We start from the raw sequence: 26,243 nt of genomic DNA on the forward strand, positions 1-26,243 counted from the left end.
TCAGCCGATTGGCTCGTCGTTGCGGCCGTTCGACCGGCCCACCCAGGCGTCCACGTCGTAGCCACGGCGCTCCCAGTAGCCGGGCACCACCTCGTCGCCGAGCTCGATGCCGCCGAGCCACTTCAGCGACTTGTACCCGTACATCGCGGCGACGTAGAGCCGCACCGGGCCACCGTGCGAGCGGGTGATCGGCTTGCCGTACATCTGCAGCCCGACGAGGACGTCCCGCCTGTTGGCCTGCGCGAGCGTCAGCGACTCGGTGTAGGTGCCGTCGAACGAGCGGAAGCGTACGGCCTTCGCGCCTGTGCGTACGCCCACCTCGTCGAGCAGGTCGGCCAGCAGCACTCCGCGCCACGGCACGTCGAGCACCCGCCACCCGGTGACGCACTGGAAGTCCTTCGTCATGGCGGTCTGCGGCATGGCCTGCAGGTCCGCGTAGCTGAACGTGGTCGGCCGGTCCACCAGCCCGCCGATCTTGAGCCGGTAGCTCTCGGCGGTGCGGGTGGGTTCCGAACCGGTCACGGAGTAGTACCTGAAGCCGCCGCTCGCCGGCAGGATGCTGTCCCCGTCGGGCGTCAGGGGAGCGAGGGCGCGGGAGAGGGCGTCGCCCACCGGGGCGCCGAAGGCAACCCCGAGCGCGCCCAGCCCGACCATGCCGAGCACGACACGGCGGCCGACGGGCGTGCCCCTCTCCTCGTTCGCGGTCATCTGTCCATTGCAGCGCGCGCCGGGCCGGGCCGGAAGGGCAGCGGCGCAAACATCACCAGTTCGTCATATCTGGGGCGGGCCCCCTCCGGCGCCGTACGGCATGCCCTGCTCGCCAGTTCGGCCCCGGCGTGGGAAACTTGGCGAATGGCCAGCGGGAAGCCAGACCTCCACCTTGCTCAGGACCCCGACGCTGACGCGCTCCTCTCCCGGGATCCACTTGCCCTCCTCACCGGCATGCTGCTCGATCAGCAGGTCGCCATGGAGTGGGCGTTCGGTGCGCCGAAGCTGCTCGCCGATCGGCTGGGCAGCAAGCGCCTCGTGGCCGCGGACATCGTGGCCCACGATCCTGAGCAGTTCGTGACCCTCGCTTGCACGCCGCCGGCGATCCACCGGTACCCGGCGGCGATGGCGAGACGCATCCAGAAGATGTGCACGTACCTCGTCGAGGAGTACGACGGGGACGCCGCGGCGGTGTGGAAGGACGCGGCCAGCGGCCGCGACCTGATCCGCAGGCTGACGGCGCTGCCCGGGTTCGGCAAGCAGAAGGCCCAGATCTTCACCGCACTGCTCGGCAAGCAGCTCGGCGTACGGCCGGACGGCTGGCGCGAGGCTGCCGGTGCGTACGGGGAGGACGGGGTCCGGATGTCCGTCGCCGACATCCTCGACGAGACCACGCTCGCGGAGGTTCGCGAGTACAAGCGCGAGCAGAAGCGGGCGGCGAAAGCAGCAAAAGGGAGTTGATCGCGCGGGGGACCGGTAGGTAGGTCCGACGCCGGGTCGCCTTAGTTCCCCCATCCGTCCCAGTCGTCGAAGTGGCGTGACAGAATGGATAGCTGTGTGCAGCGCCCGGTGTGGCCTGTCCCTGCCTCGAAGAGGCCTGCCTTGCCCAGGGCGACTGGGCGATCGTCACCCGTTCAGGGTTCGTACCTGCACGGACGCCCTATGCCGCCGACGAGGAGGAAGTGACCACTATGCCAAGCGCCGCCGGGTCGACACCGAAGCGCACGGCTACGGCTACGAAGCAGACCGCCGCGTCCGCGCCTGCTGGGAAGCTCGCCAAGAAGGCAGCGGCGAAGAACGGCAAACGCAAGTCCGTGCAGGCTGCACCCGATCCTGCGGTCGAGTCCGAGGACGCCGAGCACGATGCGGTAGATCTCGACGTCGTCGAGATCGACGACGCAGACGCGGACACCGAGGCGACCGACGGCGATGACACCGAGGTGGTCGCCGAGGAGCCCGCCGAGGACGCCGACCCGGAGGAGGAGCCCGAGGTCGTCGCCGAGGAGCTCGCCCCCGGTGCCGCCAAGTCGAAGGAAGCCGACCCGAAGATCGGCGAGGGCGAGGACTCCTTCGTCCTCAGCGACAGCGACGACGACGCCCCCGCGGCGCAGGTCGTGGTCGCCGGCGCGACCGCCGACCCGGTCAAGGACTACCTGAAGCAGATCGGCAAGGTCTCGCTGCTCAACGCCGAACAGGAGGTCGAGCTCGCCAAGCGGATCGAGGCCGGCCTGTTCGCCGAGGAGAAGCTCAGCACCGACGGCCAGAAGCTCAACGCCAAGCCGCGCCGCGAGCTGGAGTGGATCGCCGAGGACGGGCAGCGGGCGAAGAACCACCTGCTCGAGGCGAACCTGCGGTTGGTCGTCTCGCTGGCCAAGCGGTACACCGGGCGCGGGATGCTGTTCCTTGACCTGATCCAGGAGGGCAACCTGGGCCTGATCCGTGCGGTCGAGAAGTTCGACTACACCAAGGGCTACAAGTTCTCGACCTACGCCACCTGGTGGATCAGGCAGGCGATCACGCGGGCGATGGCCGACCAGGCGCGGACCATCAGGATCCCCGTGCACATGGTCGAGGTCATCAACAAGCTGGCCAGGGTGCAGCGGCAGATGCTGCAGGACCTCGGCCGCGAGCCCACCCCAGAGGAGCTCGCCGTCGAGCTGGACATGTCGCCGGAGAAGGTCGTCGAGGTCCAGAAGTACGGCCGGGAGCCGATCTCCCTGCACACGCCGCTCGGCGAGGACGGCGACAGCGAGTTCGGCGACCTGATCGAGGACTCGGAGGCGGTGCAGCCGTCCGAGGCGGTCAGCCACACGCTGCTGCAGGAGCAGCTGCACTCGGTGCTCGACACGCTGTCGGAGCGCGAGGCCGGTGTGGTCTCCATGCGGTTCGGCCTCACCGACGGCCAGCCGAAGACGCTGGACGAGATCGGCAAGGTCTACGGCGTGACGCGGGAGCGGATCCGGCAGATCGAGTCGAAGACGATGTCCAAGCTGCGGCACCCGTCCAGGTCCCAGGTGCTCAGGGACTACCTCGACCAGTAGGGGAAGACCTGTTCAGGTGAGCCGCCGCGACGCTGTCGCGGCGGCTCACTGCTGTTCAGTAGTTGTTCTGGACGCGCACGTAGGGCGGCGTGCTGGTGAGACAGCGCAGGCAGGGCCAGCTGCCGCCGCAGCGCGAGCAGAGCCCGTCCTGTTCGTGTGGTGCCTCGGCGGGTAGTCGTCGCTGTCGGCGGCGCTCGCTCGCCGCTGCCCGATCTGCCCGCACTGCCGCACCGCGGTCCGGAACCGGTTCCTCTGTCATCACCAGGTCTCCCCCCTGTGGATGCTCCGGCCGTGCCCCGTTAGCGAACTAGTTGCAGTCTATCGGCTACTTGTCGTAACTCCCCTGGGGGAAATCTATCCTCAGCGTGATCAGGTTTTCCAGCACCAATCGCCAGCGTGATCCGGTTTTCGGGCACCAAATGCGGCGACTTGCCCGGGCTCGTCCGGGCATACGAAGCGGCGGGCGGCGGAATCTGGGATTCCGCCGCCCGCCGCTGGTCGGTGTGGGTAGTGGCCGTTAGCTCTCGCTGATGCGGGCCCGCTCGTCCTGGAACTCGATCGCGATCTTGCGGAGCGCGTGCTCGTACTCGTTGGCGTGGTGACCGCAGAAGAGCAGCTCGTTGCCCTTCTCCAGCACAACGCGGACGTATGCCTGGGCACCGCACCTGTCGCACCGCTCGGCGGCCGTCAGTGGGCTCTGGGCGAGGGTTGTGGTCACGTGGTCCCCCCTACGCTCGTGGGTGTCGTAGCTTCGGCCATCTAACCTTCACAACAGTCAGTACGAGGCAGTGCTTCCCGCTGCCGCAGTGGAACTCGTCACGGTGTCCCACCTTGGACGGCGAGGCAGCGCTGCCTCGTGCACTTGGGACGCTACTCTGCCGATGCTGGATCCATCGAGTTGAAGGGTAATAACGTGAGCGCGCTGCCTGCGGAGCGTGGCCACGGCTACACGGCCCGTCACCTGTCGGTACTCGAGGGTCTCGAGGCGGTACGCAAGCGGCCGGGCATGTACATCGGGTCCACCGATGGCCGCGGCCTCATGCACTGCCTCTGGGAGATCCTCGACAACGCCGTGGACGAGGCGCTCGCCGGGGCGTGCAGCCACGTCGAGGTGTTGCTGCACGGGGACTCCTCGATCGAGGTGCGCGACGACGGCCGCGGCATCCCGGTCGACGTGGAGCCGCGGACCAAGCTGCCCGGCGTCGAGCTCGTGTACACCCGGCTGCACGCCGGCGGCAAGTTCGGCGGCGGCTCGTACACCGCGACCGGCGGGCTGCACGGCGTCGGCGCTTCCGTGGTCAACGCGCTCTCCGTCCGCCTGGACGTCGAGGTGGACCGGGGCGGCAAGACGCACGCGATGAGCTTCCACCGCGGAGTGCCCGGCGTCTTCGACGGCGAAGGTCCGGACGCGTCGTTCGCGCCGAAGTCCGGGCTGCGGACGGTCGGCAAGGTGGCCCGCAAGGTCACCGGCACCAGGGTCCGCTGGTGGTTCGACCGGCAGGTGTTCGTGAAGGACGCCGCGGTCGACATGGACGAGCTGCTCACCAGGCTGCGGCAGACCTCGTACATGGTGCCCGGCCTCACCCTCACCATGCGCGACGAGCGCGGCGACGAGCCGGTCGAGGAGTCGTTCAGACACGACGGCGGGATCGCGGAGTACTGCGAGTACCTGGCCCGCGACGAGCGGGTGTGCGACACGCTGCGGCTGACCGGCAGCGGGCATTTCACCGAGACCGTGCCCGTCCTCGACGACAAGGGCCACATGAACCCGCAGGACCTCGAGCGGCAGGTCGACGTCGACGTGGCGCTGCGGTGGGGGACCAGCTACGACACCTGCGTGCGGTCGTTCGTGAACATCGTGGCCACGCCGAAGGGCGGCACACACGTGCAGGGCTTCGACCGTGCCATGACGAAGACGCTGAACGACCAGCTGCGCGCGGCGAAGGTGCTGAAGGCGTCCGAGGACGGCGTGCAGAAGGACGACGTGCTCGAGGGCATCACGGCGGTGGTGACCGTACGGTTGCCCGAGCCGCAGTTCGAGGGCCAGACCAAGGAGGTGCTCGGCACGCCTGCGGTCACCCGGATCGTGTCGAACGTGGTCGGCAAGGAGCTCAAGCAGTTCTTCGTCGCGCCGAAGCGCGGCCAGAAGGCGCAGGGCAAGGCCGTGCTCGACAAGGTGGCGGCCGCGTCGCGCACCAGGATCGCCGCCCGCGTGCACCGGGAGAACCAGCGGCGTAAGAACGCCCTGGAGAGCTCGGCGCTGCCGGCGAAGCTGGTCGACTGCCGGTCCACGGACGTGGACCGCACCGAGCTGTTCATCGTGGAGGGTGACTCGGCGCTCGGCACCGCGAAGCTGGCGCGGAACTCGGAGTTCCAGGCGCTGCTGCCGATTCGCGGCAAGATCCTGAACGTGCAGAAGTCCAGTGTCGCGGACATGCTGAAGAACAACGAGTGCGCGGCGATCATCCAGGTGCTCGGTGCCGGCTCCGGGAGGAGCTTCGAGCTGGAGGCGGCCCGCTACGGGCGGGTCATCATCATGACCGACGCCGACGTCGACGGCTCGCACATCAGGAACCTGCTGCTCACGCTGTTCCACAGGTACATGGCGCCGCTGCTCGAGGCCGGCCGGGTGTTCGCCGCCGTGCCGCCGCTGCACCGGGTCGAGCTGACCAACCCGAAGAAGGGTGAGGACAAGTACGTCTACACGTACTCCGACGGTGAGCTGACCAGGAAGCTGGCCGAGCTGAGCAAGAAGAACCGGCGGTGGAAGGAGCCGGTGCAGCGCTACAAGGGCCTCGGCGAGATGGACGCCGACCAGCTCTCCGAGACCACCATGGACCCGCGCCACCGGATGCTGCGCCGGGTGCAGATGGAGGACGCCGCGGCGGCGGGCGAGGTGTTCTCGCTGCTGATGGGCAACGAGGTCGCGCCGCGCCGCGACTTCATCCTCGCCGGCGCGTATGAGCTCGACCGCGCCCGCATCGACATGTGACCCGCCTCAGGCGTGGTGCAGCAGCCGGTCCGGGCCGAGCGGTAGCTCGCTGAGCAGCAGCCGGCTGCGCGACTCCCGGACGCCGTGGTTGCGCTTCAGCTGGTCCGCCACCCGCTCGAACTCCCTGGCGTCGCGGCACGCGATGCGCAGCTGGTAGTCGTACTCGCCGGTGGTGTGGGCCGCGGCGACGACCTGGGGGAGCCTGGCGAGGCTCTCCTTGAAGTCCTCGCTCAGCACGTCTTCGCGCAGCCTGATGTCGGTGAGCATGACCAGCGAGTGGCCGAGCGCCTCCAGGTCGAGGTCCGCGTGGTACCCGTCGATGACGCCGGCCCGGCGCAGCCGGCGGACCCGCTCTGCGGTCGTGTTGGCGGAGAGCCTGACCTGCTTCGCCAGCTCCTGGTACGTGGCGCGGCCGTCGGCCAGCAGCAGGGCGAGCAGCTCCCGGTCGATGTCGTCCAGCGAGGTGTCGGGGTTTCCTCGGTTAGTGCTCATCGTTACAGATCTTATCGCGGAATCGGCAGCAGATCTCTCGAGGATTCCGAGCCATGTTCGGCCGAGGGGCTGGAAGGCTCATGGTACGTGGAACTCCTCGTCTTCCGTGCCCTGATCACTGCCCTCCTCGTCGGAACCACCAGCGTCGTACAGGCCCGCTGCGGCCCGAAGGCAACCGGTTGGTTGGTAGGTCTGCCACTCACGTCGCTGCCGTTCCTGTTGTTCGTGGGCATCGGTGAGGGGGCCTGGATGGCGCGCTCGACGGCGGCCGGCATCGTCATCGGGCAGGTCACGGCGGTGGCGTGCTGCGCGGTCTACGCGTACGTGGCACGGCACCGCGGCTGGGTCGCGGCGAGCTGTGCGGCCGGTGCGGTCGCGGTGTGCGCGGGCGGCGGGCTGGTCGCCTGGCACCTGCCGTGGTGGTGCGCGGTGCTGCTGCTCGGGGCGTTCCTCGCCGGCACGCTGGCCTGCTGGCCGCAGATCCGCAGCACGTCGCGTACCGGACACCAGCGGTGGAAGCGCGACGCGTTCTTCCGCACGGCGGTGGCGACCGCGTGCGTCGTGGTCGCGACGAAGGCGTCGGGCGCGTTCGGGCCCGAGGTGGCCGGCGCGCTCGTCGCGTTCCCGACCGTGCCGCTGATCCACGCCGCGTTCACCCAGCGGGCGACGGGGACGGCCGCGTCAGTGCAGCTGATCGAGAGCATGCTCACCGGCATGTGGTGCGGTGGCACGTTCGTCCTGCTCGTCGCCGCGTTCGCCGGGCCGCTCGACGTGCTGCCCAGCTGCGCGATCGCCATCGGCGGTGCGGCTATCGTGCGCGCCGTCGCCGCGCCGCTGACCCGCGCGCTCACCCGGCTGCGGCTGGCCGCGCGCCTGCGGTACCGGTGGCGGCTGCTGGTGCGGGTCTCGTAACGGTGGCCGCCGCACCGGGCTAGGGTTCACTGGTGCGAATCTGTGTGTTCTGTGGTTCCTCGCCGGGACGTAGCCCGGTCTACGTGGAACAGGCCAAGACGTTGGGGCGGTTGCTGGCCGAGCGCGGCATCGGCCTGGTGTACGGCGGCGCGCGCGTCGGCACCATGGGCGTGCTCGCCGATGCGACGCTGGCCGCCGGCGGTGACGTCGTCGGCGTCATCCCGCAGCAGCTGGTGGACCGCGAGATCGCGCACAACGGGGTCAGCGACCTGCACGTGGTCGCGGACATGCACGAGCGGAAGGCGCGGATGGCCGGCCACGCCGACGCGTTCATCGCCCTGCCAGGCGGCGCCGGCACGCTGGAGGAGCTGTTCGAGGTGTGGACGTGGGCGCAGCTGGGGCTGCACGAGAAGCCGATCGGCCTGCTCGACGTCGTCGGGCTCCGAGCCGATGAGCCGGATGGTCGAGCACATGGTCGACGAGGGCTTCCTGCGGGCCGAGCACAGCGCGATGCTGCTGCTCGACCCCGACCCGGGCAAGCTGGTCGACCGCATCGTCGAGTACGAGCCGCCGCACTCCGTCGCGAAGTGGCAGTAGCCGGCGTCAGCGGCTGCGGCGGGGTTCTGCCCGCCGCGACAGCGAGTCGAGCAGCACGGCGATCACCAACACCAGCCCGGTGACCATGAACTTGACCGGCGCGCTCACGCTGAGCAGGTCGAGGCCGTTGCCGATGGACCCGATGACGAGCATGCCGAGCAGCGCGGCCCACACGCTGCCGCGCCCGCCGAACAGGCTGGTGCCGCCGATGACCGCCGCCGCGATCGCGTAGAGCAGCACCTCACCACTGCCGCTGCTCTGCGTCACCGCCGTGAGCCTGCTTGCGGCGAGGATGCCGCCGACCGCGGCCAGCCCGGACGAGATGGTGAACGCCGCGATCCGAACCGCGTCCACCCTGATGCCGGCACGCCGTGCGGCCTCGATGTTTCCGCCGACGGCGAACAGGTGCCTGCCGAACGCCGTCCGGCGGAGCACGAACGCGCATGCCACGATGATCACCAGGTAGACCAGCATGACCATCGGCACGCCGCGGTCGGCGTTGAGCACGATGACCACCAGGCCCAGCACCACGGCGAGCCCGACGACCTGTACGGCCAGCAGCGCCACGCTGCCGGCCGGCAGGTCGGCGCGGGTGCGCGCGTACCTGCGCGTGAACTGCACCGCGGCGAAACCGGCCACGCAGACGGCCGCGAACGCCCAGCCGTAGGCGGGCACGAAGAACTGCTCGGTGAGCGCGTTGACGGGGCCGTCCGGCAGGTTGATCGAACCACCCTGGCCGAGCACGTACAGCTGCAGGCCCTGCCAGCCGAGTAGCCCGGCGAGCGTGACGACGAACGCCGGCATCCGCAGCTTCGTGAACAGCACACCGTGGATCAGCCCGATCAGCACGCCGGTCAGCACCGCCGCCACCACCGAGGCGAGGTCGCCCATGCCGTAACGGGTGATGGAGACCGCGAGGACGGCCGCCGTGACACCGCTCACCGACCCGACCGACAGGTCGATCTCACCGAGCAGCAGCACGAACGTGACGCCGACGGCCATCGTGCCGATCGCCGCGATCTGCAGCATCAGGTTGGTGATGTTGACGGCCGTGAGGAAGCGCTCGTTGAGGATGGTGAAGACGATCCAGGTGACGACCAGCCCGATGATCACCGGCAGCGAACCGAGGTTGCCTGCGCTCAGCCGCCGACCGGCCGCGGTGACGTACCCGCTCAGCGAGCTCTCCGGCTCGACCAGGCGAGGGTCCCGTTCGATCGTGCTCATGAGCGTTCTCCTCCCGCCGTCGAGGCGTCCGCCGAGTGTTCCGCAGTGGCCTCCGCGAGCGCGGCGTCCAGGCGTTCCTTGGTGGCCCCGGTGATCGCCGCCACCACGTCCGCGTTGCGTGCGTCGGCAGCGCGGAACGAGCCGCCGTTGCCGCCCAGCCTGAGCACCTCGATCCGGTCGGCCACGGCGAACACGTCGGCCAGGTTGTGGCTGATCAGGAGTACGGCGAGGCCGCGCTCGCGCAGCCGGGTGACCAGCTGCAGCACCTGTGCGGTCTGTGCGACGCCGAGGGCAGCGGTGGGCTCGTCCAACAGCACGACCCGCGGCTCGCCGATCAGCGACCTGGCGATGGCGACCGACTGCCGCTGGCCGCCGGACAGTGACGCCACCCGGGTACGTACGGAAGGGATGCTGACGGAGAGCTGGGCGAGCAGGCCGTGCGCCTGCTTCTCCATGGCGACCTCGTCGAGCCGGCGCAGCCGTAGCGGCTCGTTGCCGAGGAACAGGTTCGCGACGACGTCGAGGTTGTCGCACAGCGCGAGGTCCTGGTACACGGTGGCGATGCCGAGGCCGGTCGCCTGCTGCGGGGTGGTGATCCGCGCGGGATGACCGCCGATCTCTATGCTGCCCGCGTCGAACGGCTGCACCCCGGCGAGACCCTTGATCAGCGTGGACTTGCCGGCACCGTTGTCGCCGACCAGCGCGACGACCTCGCCGCCGTGCACGTCGAGGTCGACGTCGCGCAGGGCCTGGACCGCGCCGAAGTGTTTCTCTGCACCGCTTACCCGCAGGACTGGGTCACTCATCGAAATCCTCCACGGTGGTGGATGCGCCGTCGACCCCGCGCCGGCACGGGATCGACGGCGAACCGGTCAGTCTCGGGCTTCGATCCCGTGCTTCTTGCACGCCGCCTCGTACTTGCCGGCGCAGAGCTGCTCGTAGGTGACCCACTCGTCCTTCAGCACCGTGTCTTCCAGGTCGTCGGCGGTGACCGCCTGCACCGGGAGGAAGGTGGAAGGGATCTTCGCCTCACCGTTGTCGGTGTCGGCTTCCTTCTTCGGGGTCTTGCCCTGCAGCAGGTCGTACGCGATCTCCGCCGCCTTGGCGGCCTCGTCCTTGATCGGCTTGTAGATCGTCATGTACTGCTCGCCGGCCACGACCCGCTGCAGCCCGGCGACCTCGGCGTCCTGGCCGGTGACTGGGACCTGCTCGAGGTCCATGTCCGCCTTGCGCATGGCGGCGATGGCACCGCCTGCCGTGCCGTCGTTGGCCGCGTAGACGCCGACGATCTTGTCCTTGCCGAGCGCGGTGATCGCCTGGTCCATCTGCTTCTGCGCGTTGTCCGGGCTCCACTCCGGGGTGTCGTACTCCTTGCCGATCTTCACCTTGCCGTCGAGTACGGAGTGCGCGCCCTGCTTGAAGAGCTTCGCGTTGTTGTCCGTGGGGGAGCCGTTGATCATCACGATCTGGCCCTTCTTCCTGGTGCCGAGCTCGTCCAGCCTGGCCACCAGTGACTTCGCCTGCTCCTCGCCGACCTTCACGTTGTCGAACGAGATGTACCAGTCGGGCTCCGAGCCGAGGATCAGCCGCTCGTACGAGAGCACGGGCACGTTCTGGCCCTTGGCCTTGTCCACGATCTTGGCCGCCGCCTCACTGTCGACCGGGTCGAGGACGAGGACGTCGGCACCGTTGGTGAGCGCCGCATCGGCTTGCTGCTGCTGGAGATCGGCGCTCTGCGTGGCGTTCTTGTAGTCGATCTTGCAGTCCGGGCAGAGCTCCTTCATCCGCTGCTCGAAGAACGGCCGGTCCGCCGCCTCGTAACGCGCGGTCTTGTTCTCCGGCAACAGCAACGCGATGCGACCGGACTTCTTGCCTTCCCTGGTCTTTCCTTCGTTGGCCTCCTCCTCGCCGCTCTGCGTTGCGCCGCAAGCGCTCGCGCCGAACAGCGCGAGTGCGGCGAACGCGGCGAGCAGCCGTGACCTGCCAGACGTCGCCATCGTCGTCCTCCAAGGTGGTGGGATCTCTCTACGGGTTCTCCCGCGGATGCCAAGGCGGTACCTCTCCGGAACCGCGGGGTACGAGCCGGGTGGGCAGCACAACGTGCCTGGGTGGGCCGCTGTCGCCGTCGAGACGTGCGAACAGCACGCTCGCCGCCTGCTGGCCGATCTTCGTGGGATCCTGCGCGACCACCGTGACCGGCGGGTCGAGCAGGTCGGCGAGCTCGAAGTCGTCGAAACCGACGACGGCGAGGTCGCGACGGTCCATGGCGGCGAGTACCCGTAGCAGCGTCGCGCTGATCCTGTTGTTGCCCGCGACGACGGCCGTCACCGGGTCGGCGAGCTCCAGCCAGGTGCGGACCCGGTCGGCGAGCGCGAACGGTTCGTGCGGACCCATCGCGACCATGTCGCGTACCGAGAGCCGGCGTGCCGCCATGCTGCGCTTGAACGCGGCACGGCGCCGTTGGGCCGTCCAGAACGCCGGGTCGTCGCCGAGGAACGCGATCCTGCGGTGCCCTTGGTTGGCCAGGTGCGACACGGCGGCCTTGATGCCGCCGTCGTTGTCGACGACCACGACGTCCGCGGGGCAGCCGGTGCCAGGCCGGTCCACGAAGACCACGGGCGTGCCGCGGTCGACCTCGGGCTGCAGCCAGCTGTGGTCGTCGGCCGCGGGCACGATGATCAGCCCGTCGACCTGGCGGGCGCAGAAGGCGAGCGCCAGGTCGTGCGCGCGCCGCGGGTCGGACTCGCCGGAGCCGGTGAGCAACAGGTGCCCCCGCAGCCGCGCGGTCTGTTCCACCCCGGCGGCGACCGCGGAGTAGAACGGGTCGGCGAGGTCCTCCACCACCAGGCCGATGCTCGCGGTGGCGGCGCCGCGGCGCAGCAGGCTGGCGCCGTCGTTGCGCCGGTAGTTCAGCTCCTCGATCGCCTTGCGCACCCGGTCCACGGTGCCGGTGTGCACGCCGGGCTCGTCGTTGACGACCCGCGACACGGTCTTCAGCGACACACCAGCACGCCGCGCCACGTCGGCCATCGTCGGCCGGGCGCGTGACCTACTCGTCGACAACGTTGTCATCAGGGTGGACTCTGGCCGCCCCGCCGCAGCCTGTCAAGGCCGAGCAGGCAACGGCTGTGCAACAACCACCAGGTGAGCGCGCCGGCCGGGCCGGCTACCAGCCCTAGCCGATGGCGGCGATCGGCTTCTTCAGCGGCGTGCCGGAGCCGTCGCGGCGGCCGTGTTCTGTGGGGAGGTCGATCGCTACGCCTGAGGCTGCGGCGGCCCGTGGTGGGGCGGTGCCGACCCAGGCGAGCACGAGGGTGTCCTCGCCCTTCAGGAAGCGGTGGCAGCGCACGCCGCCGGTGGCGCGGCCCTTGGCCGGGTACTCGGTGAACGGGGTGACCTTCGCCGCGCCAGGGATGGTGCTCGGCAACGTGTCGGACGCGCCCGCGACGGTGACGACGACCGTGTCCGGGTTCGGCGTGACAGCGCCGAACCACACCACCTTCGCGTCGGTGGTGAGCTTGACGCCGGTCATGCCGCCGGCGCTGCGGCCCTGCGGACGGACGTTCGACGCGGCGAAGTGCAGCAGCTGGGCGTTCGTTGTCACGAAGCACAGCTCCTCGTCGTCGCTCTCCAGGTCGGCGACGCCGACGACCTCGTCATCCTCGCGCAGCGAGATGACGTCGAAGCCGTCCCTGTAGCCCGGGTAGTCGGCCGTCACCCGTTTGACGACGCCGGCCGCCGTGCCGATGGCCAGGCCGGCGCCGCCGGCCACGAGGGAGGTCAGCCCGACGACCCGCTCGCCGCGCTCGAGCGAGACGAACTCGCGCAGTGGCGCGCCGCCGGACAAGCTCGGGCTGCCGGCTGCCGGTGGCAGCGCGGGCAGGTCGAGCATCGGCAGCTTCAGCAGCCGGCCGGTGCTGGTGACCGCTCCGACCTCACCGCGCGCGGTGGCACGTACGGACGAGACGAGCACGTCGTGCTTGGCGCGTGCGCCGTCGCGGCCGATCTCGTCGACACCGGTGGTGCGCGCGAGCAGCCCGGTCGACGAGAGCAGCACCAGGCACGGGTCGTCCGTGACCTCGAGCGGCGCGGCGGTCGCCGGCTGGCCGGCGGACTCCAGGAGCACCGTACGGCGCGGCGTGGCGAACTGCTTCGCGATCTCCGTGAGCTCTTCTGAGACCACCCGGCGCAGCTCGTCGTCGGAGTCCAGGATGGCGGTGAGCTCGGCGATCTGCTGGCGCAGCTCCTCGCCTTCCTGCTCCAGCTCCAGCCGGTCGAACTTGGTCAGCCGCCGCAGCGGGGTGTCCAGGATGTACTGCGCCTGGATCTCGGAGAGGTCGAAGATCTGCATCAGCCGTTCCTTGGCGTGTGCGGAGTTCTCGCTCTCCCTGATCACCTGGATGACCTCGTCGATGTCGAGCAGTGCGACCAGCAGGCCGTCGACCAGGTGCAGCCGCTCCTCGCGCTTCTTCCTGCGGAACGCGGTACGCCTGCGTACGACGTCGAACCGGTGCTCGACGTACACCTGCAGCATCTCGCGCAGCCCGAGCGTGCGCGGCTGGCCGTCGACGAGTGCGACGTTGTTGATGCCGTAGGACTCCTCGAGCTGCGTCAGCCGGTACAGCTGGTCGAGCACGGCGTCGGGGTTGAAGCCGCCCTTCAGCTCGATCACCAGCCGCAGCCCCTGGTGCCTGTCGGTGTAGTCCTGCACGTCGTGGATGCCGGCGAGGCGCTTCGACCGCACCAGGTCGCCGATGCGCTCCTTCACCTTCTCCGGCCCGACGGACAGCGGCAGCTCGGTGACGACGATGCCCTTTCGCCGTGCGGTGACGTTCTCCACCCGCGCCGTCGCACGCATCTTGAACGAGCCGCGCCCGCTCTCGTACGCGTCCCTGATCCCGTCCAGACCGATGATCTTCCCGCCGGCCGGCAGGTCAGGGCCCGGCACGTAGCGCATCAGCTCGTCCAGGTCGGCGTCCGGGTTCTCGATCAGGTGCTGGCAGGCCGCGACGACCTCACCGAGGTTGTGCGGCGGCATGTTCGTCGCCATGCCCACGGCGATGCCGGCGGCACCGTTGACCAACAGGTTCGGGATCGCGGCCGGCAGCACCTCGGGCTCGGTGAGCTGGCCGTCGTAGTTCGGCCGGAAGTCGACGACGTCCTCGTCCAGGCTGTCCGTCATGGCGCCGGCCGGTTCCGCCGGCCGGCACTCGGTGTACCTGTACGCCGCGGGCCCGTCGTCGAGGGAGCCGAAGTTGCCGTGCCCGTCGACCATCGGCAGCCGCATGGTGAACGACTGCGCCATCCGCACGAGCGTGTCGTAGATCGCGGTGTCGCCGTGCGGGTGCAGCTTGCCCATCACGTCGCCGACGACGCGCCCGCACTTCACGTGCGCGCGCTCGGGACGTAGGCCCATCTCCCGCATCTGGTAGAGGATGCGGCGTTGCACGGGCTTCAGCCCGTCGCGGGCGTCGGGCAGTGCACGCGAGTAGATGACCGAGTACGCGTACTCGAGGAAGCTCTCCCGCATCTCCGAGGAGACGTCGATGTCGACGATCCGCTCCTCGAACTCCTCTGGTGGTGGTGTCTTCGTGCGCCGTGGCATGCCCCGATTCTCCCGGGGGCGGCCGGCTCGCCCCAACTGGACCCGCCGACGAGCCCCCGCTTTCGCTGCGTGACGACGTATCGCGGATCGTTACCCAGTTACCAGGCTCGGGATGGACAATGGGTCGATGGGCCAAGACACCACAGGTCGGACCCGGCACTGGACGGACCGTGCCGTGGGCGGACTGCTCGTGGTCGGCGGCTCGCTGGCCGTGCTGTGGGCGATCGAAATCGTCGACACCGTGCTCGGGGGGCGGCTGGACGGCTACGGCATCCACCCGCTCGACGTCGGCGGCCTGCAGGGGCTGCTGTTCGCGCCGTTCCTGCACGCCGGCTTCGAGCACCTGATCGCGAACAGCATGTCGTACGCGGTGTTGGCGTTCGTCGCGTACCTCGCGGTGAGCGCGGCGCGGTTCGTGGCCGTCATCGTGCTCACGGCGCTGACCAGCGGGTTCGGGGCCTGGATGCTGACCAGCCCGGGCACCGTCGTGGTGGGCGCGAGCGGCGTCATCTTCGGGTTGCTCGGGTTCCTCCTGGTCCGCGGCATCTTCGTACGCAGCATCGGCTCCATCATGATCAGCATCGCGGTGCTGTTGCTGTACGGCGGGATGCTGACCGGGATCATCCCCAGCACGCCGTACATCTCCTGGCAGGCCCACCTGTTCGGGTTCGTCGGCGGCGTGCTCGCCGCCTGGCTGATGCGGCGCCGCAGTGGAGGGGCGAACGGGTACGGCGTTGGCCGGTGACGCAGCGTCGCTCGACGACGTCGGGGCGGCGTTCGAGACGACGCAGTTGTCCGTCCCGTTGCGGCGGCACCAGCGGGAGGCGCTCGACGCCCTCGACCAGGTGGTACGCGGTGACCGCAGGCGCGCCTGGGTGGTGTTGCCGCCCGGTGCAGGGAAGACGCTGGTCGGGCTGGAGTTCGCCCGCAGGGCCGGCCAGCCGACGGTGGTCTTCGGCCCGAACACGGCGATCCAGACGCAGTGGGTGCGCGAGTGGGCGCAGTTCACGCCCGCCGTCGTGCCCGTCGGCACCGACCGGGCGCTCGACGCGCCGCTGACCGCGCTGACCTACCAGGCGCTGGCGACGTTCTCGCCCGACGACGAGGTCGACGAGGACGGGCAGCAGACCGACCCCGCAGCGCAGTCGGCGTCGCTGCTCGACCGGCTGCACCCCAACGGCCAGGCGCTGGTGGCGGCGATGCACGCGCAACCGGAGCTCACCGTCGTGCTCGACGAGTGCCACCACCTGCTCGAGGTCTGGGGGCGGCTGCTCGTCGAGCTGCTGGCCGAGATCCCGCAGGCCAGGGTGCTCGGGCTGACCGCGACCCCGCCGGACTCGCTGAGCGTCGAGCAGCGCGACCTGGTGGCCGAGCTGTTCGGCGAGACGGCGTACGCGGCGACCATTCCGGCCGCGGTGCGGGAGGGCACCCTCGCCCCTTTCGGTGAGCTGGTGTGGCTCACCACGCCGACGTCGGACGAGACCGACTGGCTGGCGGGGGAGACCGAGCGCTTCCTCGAGATGGTCACCGACCTGACCGACCCGTCGTTCGGGTCCGTGCCGTTCCTGCATTGGCTGGACCAGCGGTTCGTGCGCCGGTCGGCCGACGGCACCGAGGTCGTGCCCTGGTACAAGATCGAGCAGGAGGCGCCGGACGTCGCACGCGCCGTACTGCGATTCCACAACGGCGGGCTGCTCGGCCTGCCTACCGGTGCACGGTTGCGCGAGGAGCACCGCGCCCGGCCGACCGCGGACGACTGGGTGCTGCTGGTCGACGACTGGGTGCGCAACTGCCTGACGAAGACCGACTCTGCCGGCGATCTCGAGGCGGCCGAACGGATCAGGGACGCGCTGCCGAGCATCGGCTACCGGCTGACCCGTGCCGGGATCAGGGCCGGCAGGTCACCGGTCGACCGGGTGCTCGCACGTAGCGCGGCGAAGACCGACGCGGTGGTGGAGATCGTCCGGGCGGAGAGCGCGAACATCGGCGACCGGATGCGGCTGCTCGTGCTGTGCGACCACGAACGGGCCACGGCGACACTGCCGGCGCGGCTGTCCGGGGTGCTCGCCGAGGACGCGGGGTCGGCGCGGCTGGTGCTCGAGACGCTCGTCGGTGCCGAGACCGCGGCACTCGACCCGGTGCTGGTGACCGGCCGGGTGGTGGCCGCCGCCGCGGACACCGCAAGGGCGCTCGTCGCGTACGTCACCGAGCATGCGCCCGAGGTGCGGCTCGACCCGGTGTCGCCGGAGGTGACCGGCGTGGTCGAGATCACCGGCGACTGGCGCAGCCGGCATTGGGTGCGCCTGGTCACGGACTTCTTCGAAGCCGGCGGCTGCCGCGTCCTGGTCGGCACGAGGGCCCTGCTCGGCGAGGGCTGGGACGCCAAGGGCGTGACCGGCGTGGTCGACCTGACCACGGCGACTACGCCGACGGCCGTCGTGCAAACCCGTGGCCGCGCCCTGCGGATCGACCCGCGCTGGCCGGACAAGGTGGCGTTGACCTGGACGGTCGTGTGCGTCACCGAGCAGCACCCGAAGGGCGCCACCGACTGGGGCAGGTTCGTCCGCAAGCACGAGGGCTACTACGCGCTCGACGACCACGGCGAGGTGGTCGGCGGCGTGGCCCACGTGGACGCGGCGCTGTCGCCGTACGCGCCGCCGCCTGTCGCCGAGTTCGCCGGCGTCAACGCGGCGATGCTGCAGCGGGCCGGTGGCCGGGAGCTGCTGGGCGAGCGCTGGCAGGTGGGACAGCCGTACCTGGACCGGTTCGTGCACACGCTGCGCGTACGTACCGACGTCCGGCCGACGGCGACCAGGCGGGCGGAGACCCTCGTCGCCGGCGGGGCGAGCACGGCGGCGCCGGTCGCCGTGCCGGCCGCGGACGGTGTGCGGGTCAACCGCGGCTCGGTCCCGTCGCGCGGCAGGCGGCCGGTGGTGCTCGCCGGCACCTCGCTGCTGCTCGCGTTCACCGTCCTGCGGCTGCGGTTGTTCATCGCGGCGATCGTCTTCGTGCTCGGCATGATCGCGGCACTCGTCATGGGTGTGGTGCAGGTCTGGCGGGCCGGCCGGCTGGTGCTGGCGGCCGCGGAGCCGGTGGACACGCTGCGCATCGCCTACGCGGTCGCCGACGGCCTGCGTGACGCCGAGCTGTCCCCGGTCGGCGCCGACGGCGTGCGGTGGAACGTCGAGCCGGACGGCAGCTACCAGTTCGCCCTCGAAGGCGTGGCGGAGGATGTCTCCGCGCGGTTCGCCCGCGCGCTCGACGACGCGATCAGCCCCATCGCCACGCCGCGGTACGTGGTGCCGCGCTACCTGCTCGACCCGCCGACCGGAGACCTCACCCAGCTGCTCGACGGGACCCGCCTGCTGGCCGGCAAGCTGCGGCCGAAGGCCGTCGTCTGGCACGCGGTGCCCGAGGAGCTCGGCGTGAACGCGGGCCGCGCGAAGGCGTACGCGCAGGCGTGGCGCCGCTGGGTCAGCGACGGCGAGCCGCTCTACACCGGCAGCCCGGAGGGCGCCGGCGTCCTCCAGGCCCAGTCAGGCGCCGACCCGTTCGCCGTGACCACCGCAATGCGCGTCGCCTGGCGCTGACCACTGCGGTTCTCGCCGACCACGGGGTGGTCATTGCGCCGCGCGTGGACAGGGCTCGAGCACATCAGGTTCGGCTGAGCGAGCGTGACCCCGCCGCGGCAGGTCAGTCGGTGGGGCGGGCGCCGGTCTGGACGAGGACGCGGGCGGCGAGCGCCGCGCCCGCGGCGAGGGCGTCGGTCGGTGGTGAGCCGGCGCGCCAGTGCGGCAGGAAGCCGGCGCAGAACGCGTCGCCGGCGCCGGTCGGGTCGACGACCTCGACCTGGTGGGCCGGGCAGTGCACCGGGTTCTCGCCGTTCGCCGTCCACACGGCGCCCGAGCTGCCCTCGGTGACCACGACGTGCGGGAAGTGCTTGGTCAGCGCTCGGGCGGCGGCGTACGTGTCGTACTCGCCGGAGAGGAAGCTCGCCTCCGCCTTGTTCGCGACCAGCAGCGTGCCGCCGCGGGCCAGGCCGAGGAACGTGTCGCCGCCGAGCCGTTCGAGCAGCGGCACCGAAGGGGTGTCGAGCGAGACGGTCGAGCCGCGCTCGATGGCGTAGCTCATGGCGGTCATGGCGCCGTCGCGGCCGCCCTCGTGGGCCAGCGGGAAGCCGGACAGGTGCAGGTGGGTGTCCTGGTCGAACACGTCGGGCGGGATGTCCTCCGGCCGCAGTGCGGCGTTCGCGCCCGGGTCGGGGAACTGGCTGCGGTCGCCGCGCTCGCCGACGATGACGACGCAGGTGCCGGTCGGCCGTGCCTGGTCCATCACCACCCGGGGGTCGATGCCGTAACCGAGCAGCTCCATCTCCCTGGTGCGGCCGACGACGTCCGGGCCGCGCCTGGCCACGTAGACGACGTGTTCGCCCTGGATGCCCAGCCAGGCGGCGACGTTCGCGCCTGATCCACCGCCGTAGCTGTCCACCCAGGCCGGGGTGTCCATGCCGAGCGTGACAGGTCCCATGACCCTGGCGACCACGTCAGTCATGAGATCGCCGACGACGACAAACCTGCTCATGTCCCACTCCGTCTCGGGCGTCGCGGTCGTCCCTGTGTGCCAAACCGTACAAGGGGACCGGGTGATTGTTCGCGGACACTCCGCGCGGGTAGCCGGATCGGGACGAGTATTCCCTGCACAGCGGACCGGGACGTGACGAACCCCACCGGACGGTGTCCGGTGGAGTTCGCCTCTGACCCGCTTCTCGTCAGGCGGCGACGGGTTCGGATGCGCCGCGACGGGCGGGCAGCCGGAAGCCGGTGACCTCGCCGTAGATCTGCTCGAACCGCTGCAGCGAGGCGGTCTGGTCGTGGCCCATGGCGATGACCAGGCTCTCCCGCCCCATCCGGGCCCGCAGCGTGTCGTCGGTGAGGATCGTGCGGACGTGCTCGCCGAGCTCGGCGTGGTTGCGCGGCCGGTGCAGGAAGCCGTTCCTGCCGTGCTGGCAGAGGTGCGGCAGTGCCATGGCGTCGGCGGCGACCACCGGCCGCCCGGTGGCCATCGCCTCCAGCGTGACCAGGCTCTGCAGCTCGGCCGTCCCCGGCATGCAGAACACGTCGGCGGACGAGTAGAGCCCGGGCAGGTCCTCGTCGGGGACGTAACCGAGGAACCGGACGTACTCCGCGACCCCGCGGTCGCTCGCCCGCGCCTCCAGGTCGTCGCGCAGGTTGCCGATGCCGGCGACGACCAGCTCCGCGTCGACGTGTTCCCGCACCGCCGGCAGGGCGTCGACGAGGTCGTCGATGTGCTTCTCCGCGTCGAGCCTGCCGACGAACAGGATGCGCTTCCTTTCGCCGTTGTGCGTGCCGTCCGGCTGCGCCTTGAACCGGTCGAGGTCGATGCCGCACGACACCGGTTCCACGTGCTTCCCGATGCCGGACGCCGTCACCAGTCGCGCGGCCGTCGGCGTCGGTGTGGTGAGGGCGCTCGCCGGAGCGAACACGCTCGCCAGGTCGTGCCACGCCAGCTTCGTGATGAGCCTGGCGACCGGCTCGGGCAGCGGCAGGTAGGGCAGCAGGTTCTCCGGCATGAAGTGGTTGGTGGCGACCAGCGGCAGGTTCGTGCGACCGGCCAGGCGGCACAGCGCGCGGCCGATCAGGAAGTGGTTCTGTACGTGGCTGACGTCCGGCTGCACCTCGGTGCAGACCTCGGCCACGTCGCGGCGCACGGTCGCCGGGTTGGCGACCCGGAACGTGTGGTGGAACGGCGTGCGTACGGACCGCACCCGGTGCACGGTGATGCCGTCCTCGTACTCCACGACGGCGTCGCCGTCCTCGGCCGGACAGCAGACGTGCACGTCGTGTCCGCGGGCGGCGAGGCCGTGCGCCAGCCGGTAGGTGAAGAACGCGGCGCCGTTCACCTGCGGTGGGTACGTGTCCGCGCCGATGAGGACGCGGAGCCCGGCCGTCGGCGCCGGCCGGGCGGTGACGGCAGGTACGAGGTGACCGGTGTAGGGGCGGCGAAACCGACGGCAGAGCAAGACGACCCCCGTAACGATGAGTGGGACGGCGACAGCGGCGACGAGCACGTCGTCCACCCGGGCGGGCTGGCCGAGGAACAGGCTGCCGATGCCGATCGCAGCGAGCGGGTCGGTGACGGTGATGACCGCGATGGCGAGGCCGAGCCTGCCGGTCTGGAACGCCGACTGCTGCAGCAGCAGCCCGATCCCCGCGACGGCGAGGGCGGCGAGTGTGATCCAGCTGAACAGGGCGAGCACACCGGCACCGCCGACGGCGTGCATCAGCGGCCGCAGCAACGCCGACGTCACGCCGAACGCGATCCCCGTACCGGCTGCGAGCACGAGCGTGCGTACCGGCCCGGACACCCGCCGTACGACGAGCGCGGCCAGGCCGAGCACGCCAACGACGACACCGGCGAGCGGCACGACATCGGTGAAGCTGAGCTCGGGCACCGCCGCCGTGGCGCGCAACGTGGTCATCAGCAGTGCCAGGCCGGCGGATACCACCACCGCGCTGACGACCTCGCCGGCGAGCGGCCGGCGGCGGCGCAGCAGTGCGGCGGCAGGCACCGCGAAGACGACGGTCATCACACCGATCGGCTGCACGAGCGCCAGCGGCGCGAAAGCAAGTGCCAGCACGTGGAGTCCGGCGCCCGCTGCGTTGGCCACCACACCGGCGAGCCACCTGGGCCGGTGGACGAGCTGCAGCAGCAGCCGGGGATGCAGGCCCTGTGGCGTAATGGCCGCCGCTTGCTGATGCTGGAGAGCGGCACCGACGGCGTAACACGCGGCACCCGCGAGCGCCAGGACCATGGCAAGCACTGTCATCGATGAGCCCTTTCGCGAACGTGAATTCGTGTTCTCCAGCCTGGTCGCGAACGGCGGGCGCAGCCATGGCGCGGGCGCCCGGAAGGTTGGTGGGGTTTACCCCACCTCCCGTAGGTGGCTTACCTGATGTCCGCCTCCATGCTGGCCGCCTAAGGTGAAGCACGAGGTGACGTGGACACGTCGAGGAGAAGACCAGGAAATGACGGCATCCGAGCCGCCTGTCGAGGACGGCGCGCGGTCTGGTCAGGCGGAGCCGGGCCGGCTGCCGCCGTGGTTGCGCGCACCGTTGACGTGGACGCCGTGGAAGTACACGATCCACGTGCTCCTCGGGCTCATCCTCGGCGTGCTGTACTTCGCGCTCGTCCCGCCGTTCACCGCGCTGGCGTTGGTCACGACGCCGTTCCTCTTCCTCGGTACGCCGTTGCTGTGGCTGAGCATGGGGTTGGCGCGCGCGTTCGCGAACCTGGACCGGGCGCGGTTGCGCGGTTTCGCCGGCGTGGACGTACCGCCGAGCCCGCTCGAGGGCAGGACGGGTGTCGTGCGTTCGCTGTCCACGCTGCTGCGGTCGCGGGACAGGTGGCGCGAGATCGGGTACTGCCTCGCACGCCTGCCGGTGAGCGCCGTGCAGGCCGGCCTGGTGGGCGGTAGCTGGGGCTTCGGCATCACCCTGCTCACCGGTGCGCCCTTCGTGCTGTTCGACTCCGGCAGCTGGGCCGTCGCGCAGACGTCGCTGATGCTCGCCGGCGGCGTCGCCCTGCTCGTCACCGCGCCCTGGCTCGCGCGTGCGGCCATCATCGTCGACGCCGTCGTCGTACGCAGCCTGCTCGGCCCGAGCGAGAAGGAGCGGCTCACCGAAGAGGTCAGCACCCTACGGACCAGCCGCGCCGGGGTGGTCGCCGCGGCGGACGCGGAGCGGCGCAGGATCGAGCGCGACCTGCACGACGGCGCGCAGCAGCGGTTGGTCGCGTTGGCGATGGACCTCGGCGTAGCGCGGGCGCGTTACGCCGACGACCCCGACGAGGTGCGTGTGCTGATCGTCAAGGCGCACGAGGAGTCCAAGGCCGCGTTGGCGGACCTGCGCGAGCTGGTGCGCGGCATCCACCCTGCAGTGCTGACCGACCGCGGCCTGGACGCGGCACTGTCTGCGCTCGCCGCGCGTTGTGCGGTGCCCGTAGCGGTCGACGTCGACGTGGCGGAACGGGCGGACCTGACCGTCGAGGCGGCTGCCTACTTCGTGGTCGCCGAGGCGCTGACGAACGTGTCGCGGCATTCTGGTGCCACGCAGGCGAAAATCGCCGTCGTCAGGATCGACGACCGGCTGCGCGTGTCGATCGAGGACGACGGGCGCGGTGGCGCGACGATGGCAGCGGGAACCGGCCTGGCCGGTCTGGAGCGGAGGGTGGCGGCGTTGGACGGTGTCTTCGAGGTGCACAGTCCGTACGGCGGTCCCACCACGATCATCGCGGAGCTGCCATGCGCGTCGTACTAGCCGAAGACTCCGTGCTGCTGCGCGAGGGCCTGGTGCGGCTGCTGGAAACCGCCGGCTACGACGTGACGGCGGTGGCGGACGCCGACGAGCTGTTGCGCGCGGTCGAGGCCGAGCCACCGCATGCCGTGGTGGCGGACGTGCGGATGCCGCCTACGCACACCGACGAGGGGCTGCGGGCGGCACTGGTGATCAGGAAGAACCATCCGGACGTCGCCGTACTCGTGCTGTCGCAGTACGTCGAGGAACGTTATGCGGTGGACCTGATCGCGGGGGAGTCGCGCGGGGTCGGCTACCTGCTGAAGGACCGGGTCGCCGACGTGGACGAGTTCCTCGCCGCGCTGCGCCGGGTCATCGACGGCGGCACGGCGCTCGACGCGGAGGTGGTCGGGCAGCTGCTGGTCAGGAGCCGGCGCAGGGACCCGCTCGCCGAGCTGTCGAACCGCGAGCGGGAGGTGCTCGCGCTGATGGCGGAAGGCCGCTCGAACACCGGCATCGCCGAGCAGCTGGTACTCAGCCACGGTGCGGTCGAGAAGCACGTGAGTGGCATCTTCACCAAGCTGGGCATGCCACCGGGCAGCCAGCACGATCACCGAAGGGTATTGGCCGTATTACGGTTCCTCGACTCGTGACCACGGCCGTCCGCCCAATGCCAACATTGGCTCCATGATTGGAACCAGCAAGGATCTGGAAGCCGAGATCCGCAAGCGGGACGTGTATCCGGACTTCGTGGTCGAACAGATCCAGGACATGGTCGCCGGGGAGTCGATGCGCGACTGGTTCTGTTGGCACCGGGCCCGGCCGGGCGCAGGCGGCTCGACCGCGCAGGTCCTGATCTTCGCGCTCACCGAGTCGAGGTTCCTGTACCTGAACGCCGACAACACCCCGCACCGCGGCCAGTCGTGCTGGTCCACCGGTGTCGCCGGCGTGCCGTTGCGTAACGTCACGTCCGTCGTCAGCCGGTCGCGCCGCTACCCGGCGAACGGGGACGGCAAGCCGGACGTGCCGGACGTCGCGTACCTGCTGGTGAGCTGGAACAGCGACAAGAAGCTCAACGCGACGCCCGACGACGGCAGGTTCTCCGGCAGCCTACGTCGAGCGACGCGTTGATCCGCGTGGACACCGAGACCGAGGGCGCGGACGGCGTGCGGCGGCTGCGCGCGTTCGGCTCCGGACTGACGCGGGCGGTCGCCCGCGTTCAGCTGACCCGCCGTCCGGCGTTGGTTGCGTCCCTGGCCGGAACGGCGAGGTGCCAGGATGGGGGGATGACGACTAGCACGCTGGATGATCTGCGTACCGAGGTGGAGCGCTGCGGCTACTTTCCCGAGCTGGTGGTGCACGGGGTCGAGACGGCGCTGGGTAGTGACCCGGCGACGGACTGGATCGTCCACCACGAGGCGACGTTCGACGTCGAGATGGAGGTACGGCGCCACGTCTCCGTGCTGGTGCTGACCGGTACCCGGCTGCTCGTCCTGCACACCGACGACCACCCGCCGGTCGACGGCGCCTCGCAGCCGCACGCGACGACGAGCGTCGAAGCGGTGCCGCTGCGCCAGATCCAGTCGGTGCTGTTGAGCTCGGTGATCCCGGAGCCGGCGAACTACGCGGCCGGCCGGGCGCCTGCCGAGGCCACGCTCACCGTGGGGTGGGGGATCGTCGGCCGGGTCGACCTCGAGCCGGCCAGCTGCGCCGACGAGAACTGCGAGGCCGACCACGGCTACACCGGGCAGCTCACCTCCGACGACCTCACCCTCCGGGTGAGCGGCACGGCGGAAGGCGACGACGCGGTGCAGCGGTTGGTGGACTTCGCCGCCGCGCTGTCCGCGGCCACCAGCCGGTGACAGGCCTTCCGGCCCGCGTCACGCGATGTGACTAGCTGCTGCGGTGAGCCGCTACTGTGACCGGATGAATGGGGTGGGCACGTGACACAGCCGCCACCGGTCGTGCCTCGCTACGGTGAGGCGACGCTCGCGGAGCTGCTGCCCTCCGTGCTCGCCGCACACGGTGTGCCTGGGGAGCAGAACGCGCTGCGGCTGGGCGGCACCGACCGCGGCTGCGTGTTGCTCATCGACGGCCTTGGGCGTGCACAGCTGCGCGCGCACGCGTCCGCCGCCCCGTTCCTCTCGTCCATGCGGGAGGCCGCGGCGCTGATGTCCGCGGCCCCTTCGACCACCGCGACCAGCCTGGTGTCGTTCGGCACCGGGGTACCACCGAGCACCCACGGCGTGCTCGGCTTCAAGGTGCGTATCCCGGGTGAGATGCGGCTGCTCAACCACCTGCACTGGTCGAAGCGGGTGGATCCGGTGGGCTGGCAGCGCCAGCCCACCGTCTTCGGTCGGGCCACCGCGGCTGGGTTGCCGGCGTTCTTCGTCGGACCGGCGTCGTTCAAGGACTCCGGGCTCACCGTGGCGGCGACCCGTGGCGCGTCGTTCGTGGCCGCGGAGACGGCCGAGGAACGCATCGACGCCGCGGGCGCCGCACTGACCCGGGTGGACCGCGGCTTCGCGTACGTCTACTGGGGCGACGTGGACCTCACCGGGCACGTGCACGGTGTCGACTCCGAGGAATGGCGCACGGCCTTGCGCGACGTCGACACACTGACGCAACGGCTGACCGAGCGACTGCCTGCGGGCACGGCGCTGTGGGTCACGGCGGACCACGGCATGGTGGACGTCACCGACGGCGACAAGATCGACGTGGAGAGCACGCCCGGCATGGCCGACGGTGTGCTGCTGCTCGGCGGTGAGCCGCGGTTCAGGCACATCTACGCGCGGTCGGGAGCCGCGCCCGACGTCCTCCAGGCCTGGCGTGAGGTGCTGGCCGGCCGGGCGTGGGTGGTGTCCAGGGACGAGGCGGTGGCCGCCGGGTGGTTCGGGCCGAGCATCGAGGCCGGGTTGCTGCCGCGGATCGGCGACGTGCTCGCCGTGCCGTACGACCGGTCGGCGATGGTCGCGCCGCGTGCGGAGCCGCAGGGCGCGGCGCTCGTCGGCTACCACGGCTCGCTGACCCGCGCCGAGCTCGAGGTGCCGCTGTTGGAGACGCGCGTCGGTTGACGCCGG

21 protein-coding genes and 1 pseudogene are annotated in these 26,243 nt (G+C 70.6%); 12 read left to right on the forward strand and 10 right to left on the reverse strand.

Annotation, left to right across the window (positions count from 1 at the left end):
* A complete protein-coding gene (locus GEV07_01515; protein MQA01443.1) occupies positions 1–708 on the reverse strand; it encodes a molybdopterin-dependent oxidoreductase in 708 nt (235 codons plus the stop codon).
* Positions 709–852: 144 nt separating this feature from the next.
* Here GEV07_01515 and GEV07_01520 point away from each other — a divergent pair, with 144 nt between their 5' ends.
* Complete coding sequence (locus tag GEV07_01520) at positions 853–1,449, forward strand: Fe-S cluster assembly protein HesB (protein MQA01444.1); 597 nt, start codon at positions 853–855, stop codon at positions 1,447–1,449.
* 230 nt (positions 1,450–1,679) lie between these two features.
* On the forward strand, positions 1,680–3,029 hold the full coding sequence (locus tag GEV07_01525) for an RNA polymerase sigma factor (protein MQA01445.1): 1,350 nt from the start codon (positions 1,680–1,682) through the stop codon (positions 3,027–3,029).
* A 517-nt stretch (positions 3,030–3,546) separates the two neighbouring features.
* Here the strand turns inward: GEV07_01525 and GEV07_01530 are convergent.
* Positions 3,547–3,747 carry a hypothetical protein gene (locus GEV07_01530; GenBank protein MQA01446.1) on the reverse strand — a complete coding sequence of 67 codons (201 nt, stop codon included), beginning with the start codon at positions 3,745–3,747 and terminating at the stop codon, positions 3,547–3,549.
* 195 nt (positions 3,748–3,942) lie between these two features.
* Here GEV07_01530 and GEV07_01535 point away from each other — a divergent pair, with 195 nt between their 5' ends.
* Positions 3,943–6,021, forward strand: a complete 2,079-nt coding sequence (locus GEV07_01535; GenBank protein MQA01447.1) for a DNA gyrase subunit B — start codon at positions 3,943–3,945, stop codon at positions 6,019–6,021.
* Between the two features lie 6 nt (positions 6,022–6,027).
* On the opposite strand, the gene GEV07_01540 is transcribed toward GEV07_01535, so the two are convergent.
* A complete protein-coding gene (locus GEV07_01540) occupies positions 6,028–6,480 on the reverse strand; it encodes an AsnC family transcriptional regulator (protein MQA01448.1) in 453 nt (150 codons plus the stop codon).
* Positions 6,481–6,600: 120 nt separating this feature from the next.
* Here GEV07_01540 and GEV07_01545 point away from each other — a divergent pair, with 120 nt between their 5' ends.
* On the forward strand, positions 6,601–7,425 hold the full coding sequence (locus GEV07_01545) for a hypothetical protein (protein ID MQA01449.1): 825 nt from the start codon (positions 6,601–6,603) through the stop codon (positions 7,423–7,425).
* Between the two features lie 32 nt (positions 7,426–7,457).
* Positions 7,458–8,022, forward strand: a pseudogene (locus GEV07_01550) (TIGR00730 family Rossman fold protein).
* Between the two features lie 6 nt (positions 8,023–8,028).
* On the opposite strand, the gene GEV07_01555 reads toward GEV07_01550, so the two are convergent.
* The 5 genes from GEV07_01555 to GEV07_01575 all read right to left on the reverse strand — a co-directional run bounded on the left by GEV07_01555 (position 8,029) and on the right by GEV07_01575 (position 14,851).
* Positions 8,029–9,246: a sugar ABC transporter permease gene (locus GEV07_01555; protein MQA01450.1), complete on the reverse strand. Its 1,218-nt coding sequence runs from the start codon at positions 9,244–9,246 to the stop codon at positions 8,029–8,031.
* Positions 9,243–10,052, reverse strand: coding sequence for an ATP-binding cassette domain-containing protein (locus GEV07_01560; protein MQA01451.1), 810 nt, complete (start codon positions 10,050–10,052; stop codon positions 9,243–9,245). Before GEV07_01560 ends, GEV07_01555 begins: the two co-directional genes overlap by 4 nt.
* A gap of 66 nt (positions 10,053–10,118) precedes the next feature.
* Positions 10,119–11,243 carry a substrate-binding domain-containing protein gene (locus GEV07_01565; protein ID MQA01452.1) on the reverse strand — a complete coding sequence of 375 codons (1,125 nt, stop codon included), beginning with the start codon at positions 11,241–11,243 and terminating at the stop codon, positions 10,119–10,121.
* Between the two features lie 28 nt (positions 11,244–11,271).
* Positions 11,272–12,318, reverse strand: coding sequence for a LacI family DNA-binding transcriptional regulator (locus GEV07_01570; GenBank protein ID MQA01453.1), 1,047 nt, complete (start codon positions 12,316–12,318; stop codon positions 11,272–11,274).
* Positions 12,319–12,421: 103 nt separating this feature from the next.
* Positions 12,422–14,851, reverse strand: coding sequence for a DNA topoisomerase 4 subunit A (locus GEV07_01575; protein MQA01454.1), 2,430 nt, complete (start codon positions 14,849–14,851; stop codon positions 12,422–12,424).
* 127 nt (positions 14,852–14,978) lie between these two features.
* Here GEV07_01575 and GEV07_01580 point away from each other — a divergent pair, with 127 nt between their 5' ends.
* Positions 14,979–15,596 (forward strand): rhomboid family intramembrane serine protease, encoded by a 618-nt coding sequence (locus tag GEV07_01580; protein MQA01455.1) that lies wholly within the window; start codon positions 14,979–14,981, stop codon positions 15,594–15,596.
* 46 nt (positions 15,597–15,642) lie between these two features.
* On the forward strand, positions 15,643–18,441 hold the full coding sequence (locus GEV07_01585; protein MQA01456.1) for a DEAD/DEAH box helicase: 2,799 nt from the start codon (positions 15,643–15,645) through the stop codon (positions 18,439–18,441).
* Between the two features lie 103 nt (positions 18,442–18,544).
* Here GEV07_01585 and GEV07_01590 read toward each other — a convergent pair whose 3' ends face one another.
* Positions 18,545–19,432 carry a sugar kinase gene (locus GEV07_01590; protein MQA01457.1) on the reverse strand — a complete coding sequence of 296 codons (888 nt, stop codon included), beginning with the start codon at positions 19,430–19,432 and terminating at the stop codon, positions 18,545–18,547.
* Between the two features lie 187 nt (positions 19,433–19,619).
* Positions 19,620–20,891, reverse strand: a complete 1,272-nt coding sequence (locus GEV07_01595; GenBank protein ID MQA01458.1) for a glycosyltransferase — start codon at positions 20,889–20,891, stop codon at positions 19,620–19,622.
* A 1,006-nt stretch (positions 20,892–21,897) separates the two neighbouring features.
* Here GEV07_01595 and GEV07_01600 point away from each other — a divergent pair.
* The 5 genes from GEV07_01600 (at position 21,898) to GEV07_01620 (ending at position 26,237) form a co-directional block, all read left to right on the forward strand.
* Positions 21,898–23,187, forward strand: a complete 1,290-nt coding sequence (locus tag GEV07_01600; GenBank protein MQA01459.1) for a sensor histidine kinase — start codon at positions 21,898–21,900, stop codon at positions 23,185–23,187.
* Positions 23,172–23,816 (forward strand): response regulator, encoded by a 645-nt coding sequence (locus GEV07_01605; GenBank protein ID MQA01460.1) that lies wholly within the window; start codon positions 23,172–23,174, stop codon positions 23,814–23,816. Before GEV07_01600 ends, GEV07_01605 begins: the two co-directional genes overlap by 16 nt.
* 34 nt (positions 23,817–23,850) lie before the next feature.
* On the forward strand, positions 23,851–24,294 hold the full coding sequence (locus GEV07_01610) for a hypothetical protein (GenBank protein ID MQA01461.1): 444 nt from the start codon (positions 23,851–23,853) through the stop codon (positions 24,292–24,294).
* 155 nt (positions 24,295–24,449) lie between these two features.
* Positions 24,450–25,025 (forward strand): phosphodiesterase, encoded by a 576-nt coding sequence (locus tag GEV07_01615; protein ID MQA01462.1) that lies wholly within the window; start codon positions 24,450–24,452, stop codon positions 25,023–25,025.
* A gap of 81 nt (positions 25,026–25,106) precedes the next feature.
* Complete coding sequence (locus GEV07_01620; GenBank protein MQA01463.1) at positions 25,107–26,237, forward strand: PglZ domain-containing protein; 1,131 nt, start codon at positions 25,107–25,109, stop codon at positions 26,235–26,237.
* Positions 26,238–26,243 lie beyond the last annotated feature (6 nt).

It is taken from the genome of Streptosporangiales bacterium (assembly GCA_009379825.1).
Classification (GTDB): Bacteria; Actinomycetota; Actinomycetes; order Streptosporangiales; family WHST01; genus WHST01.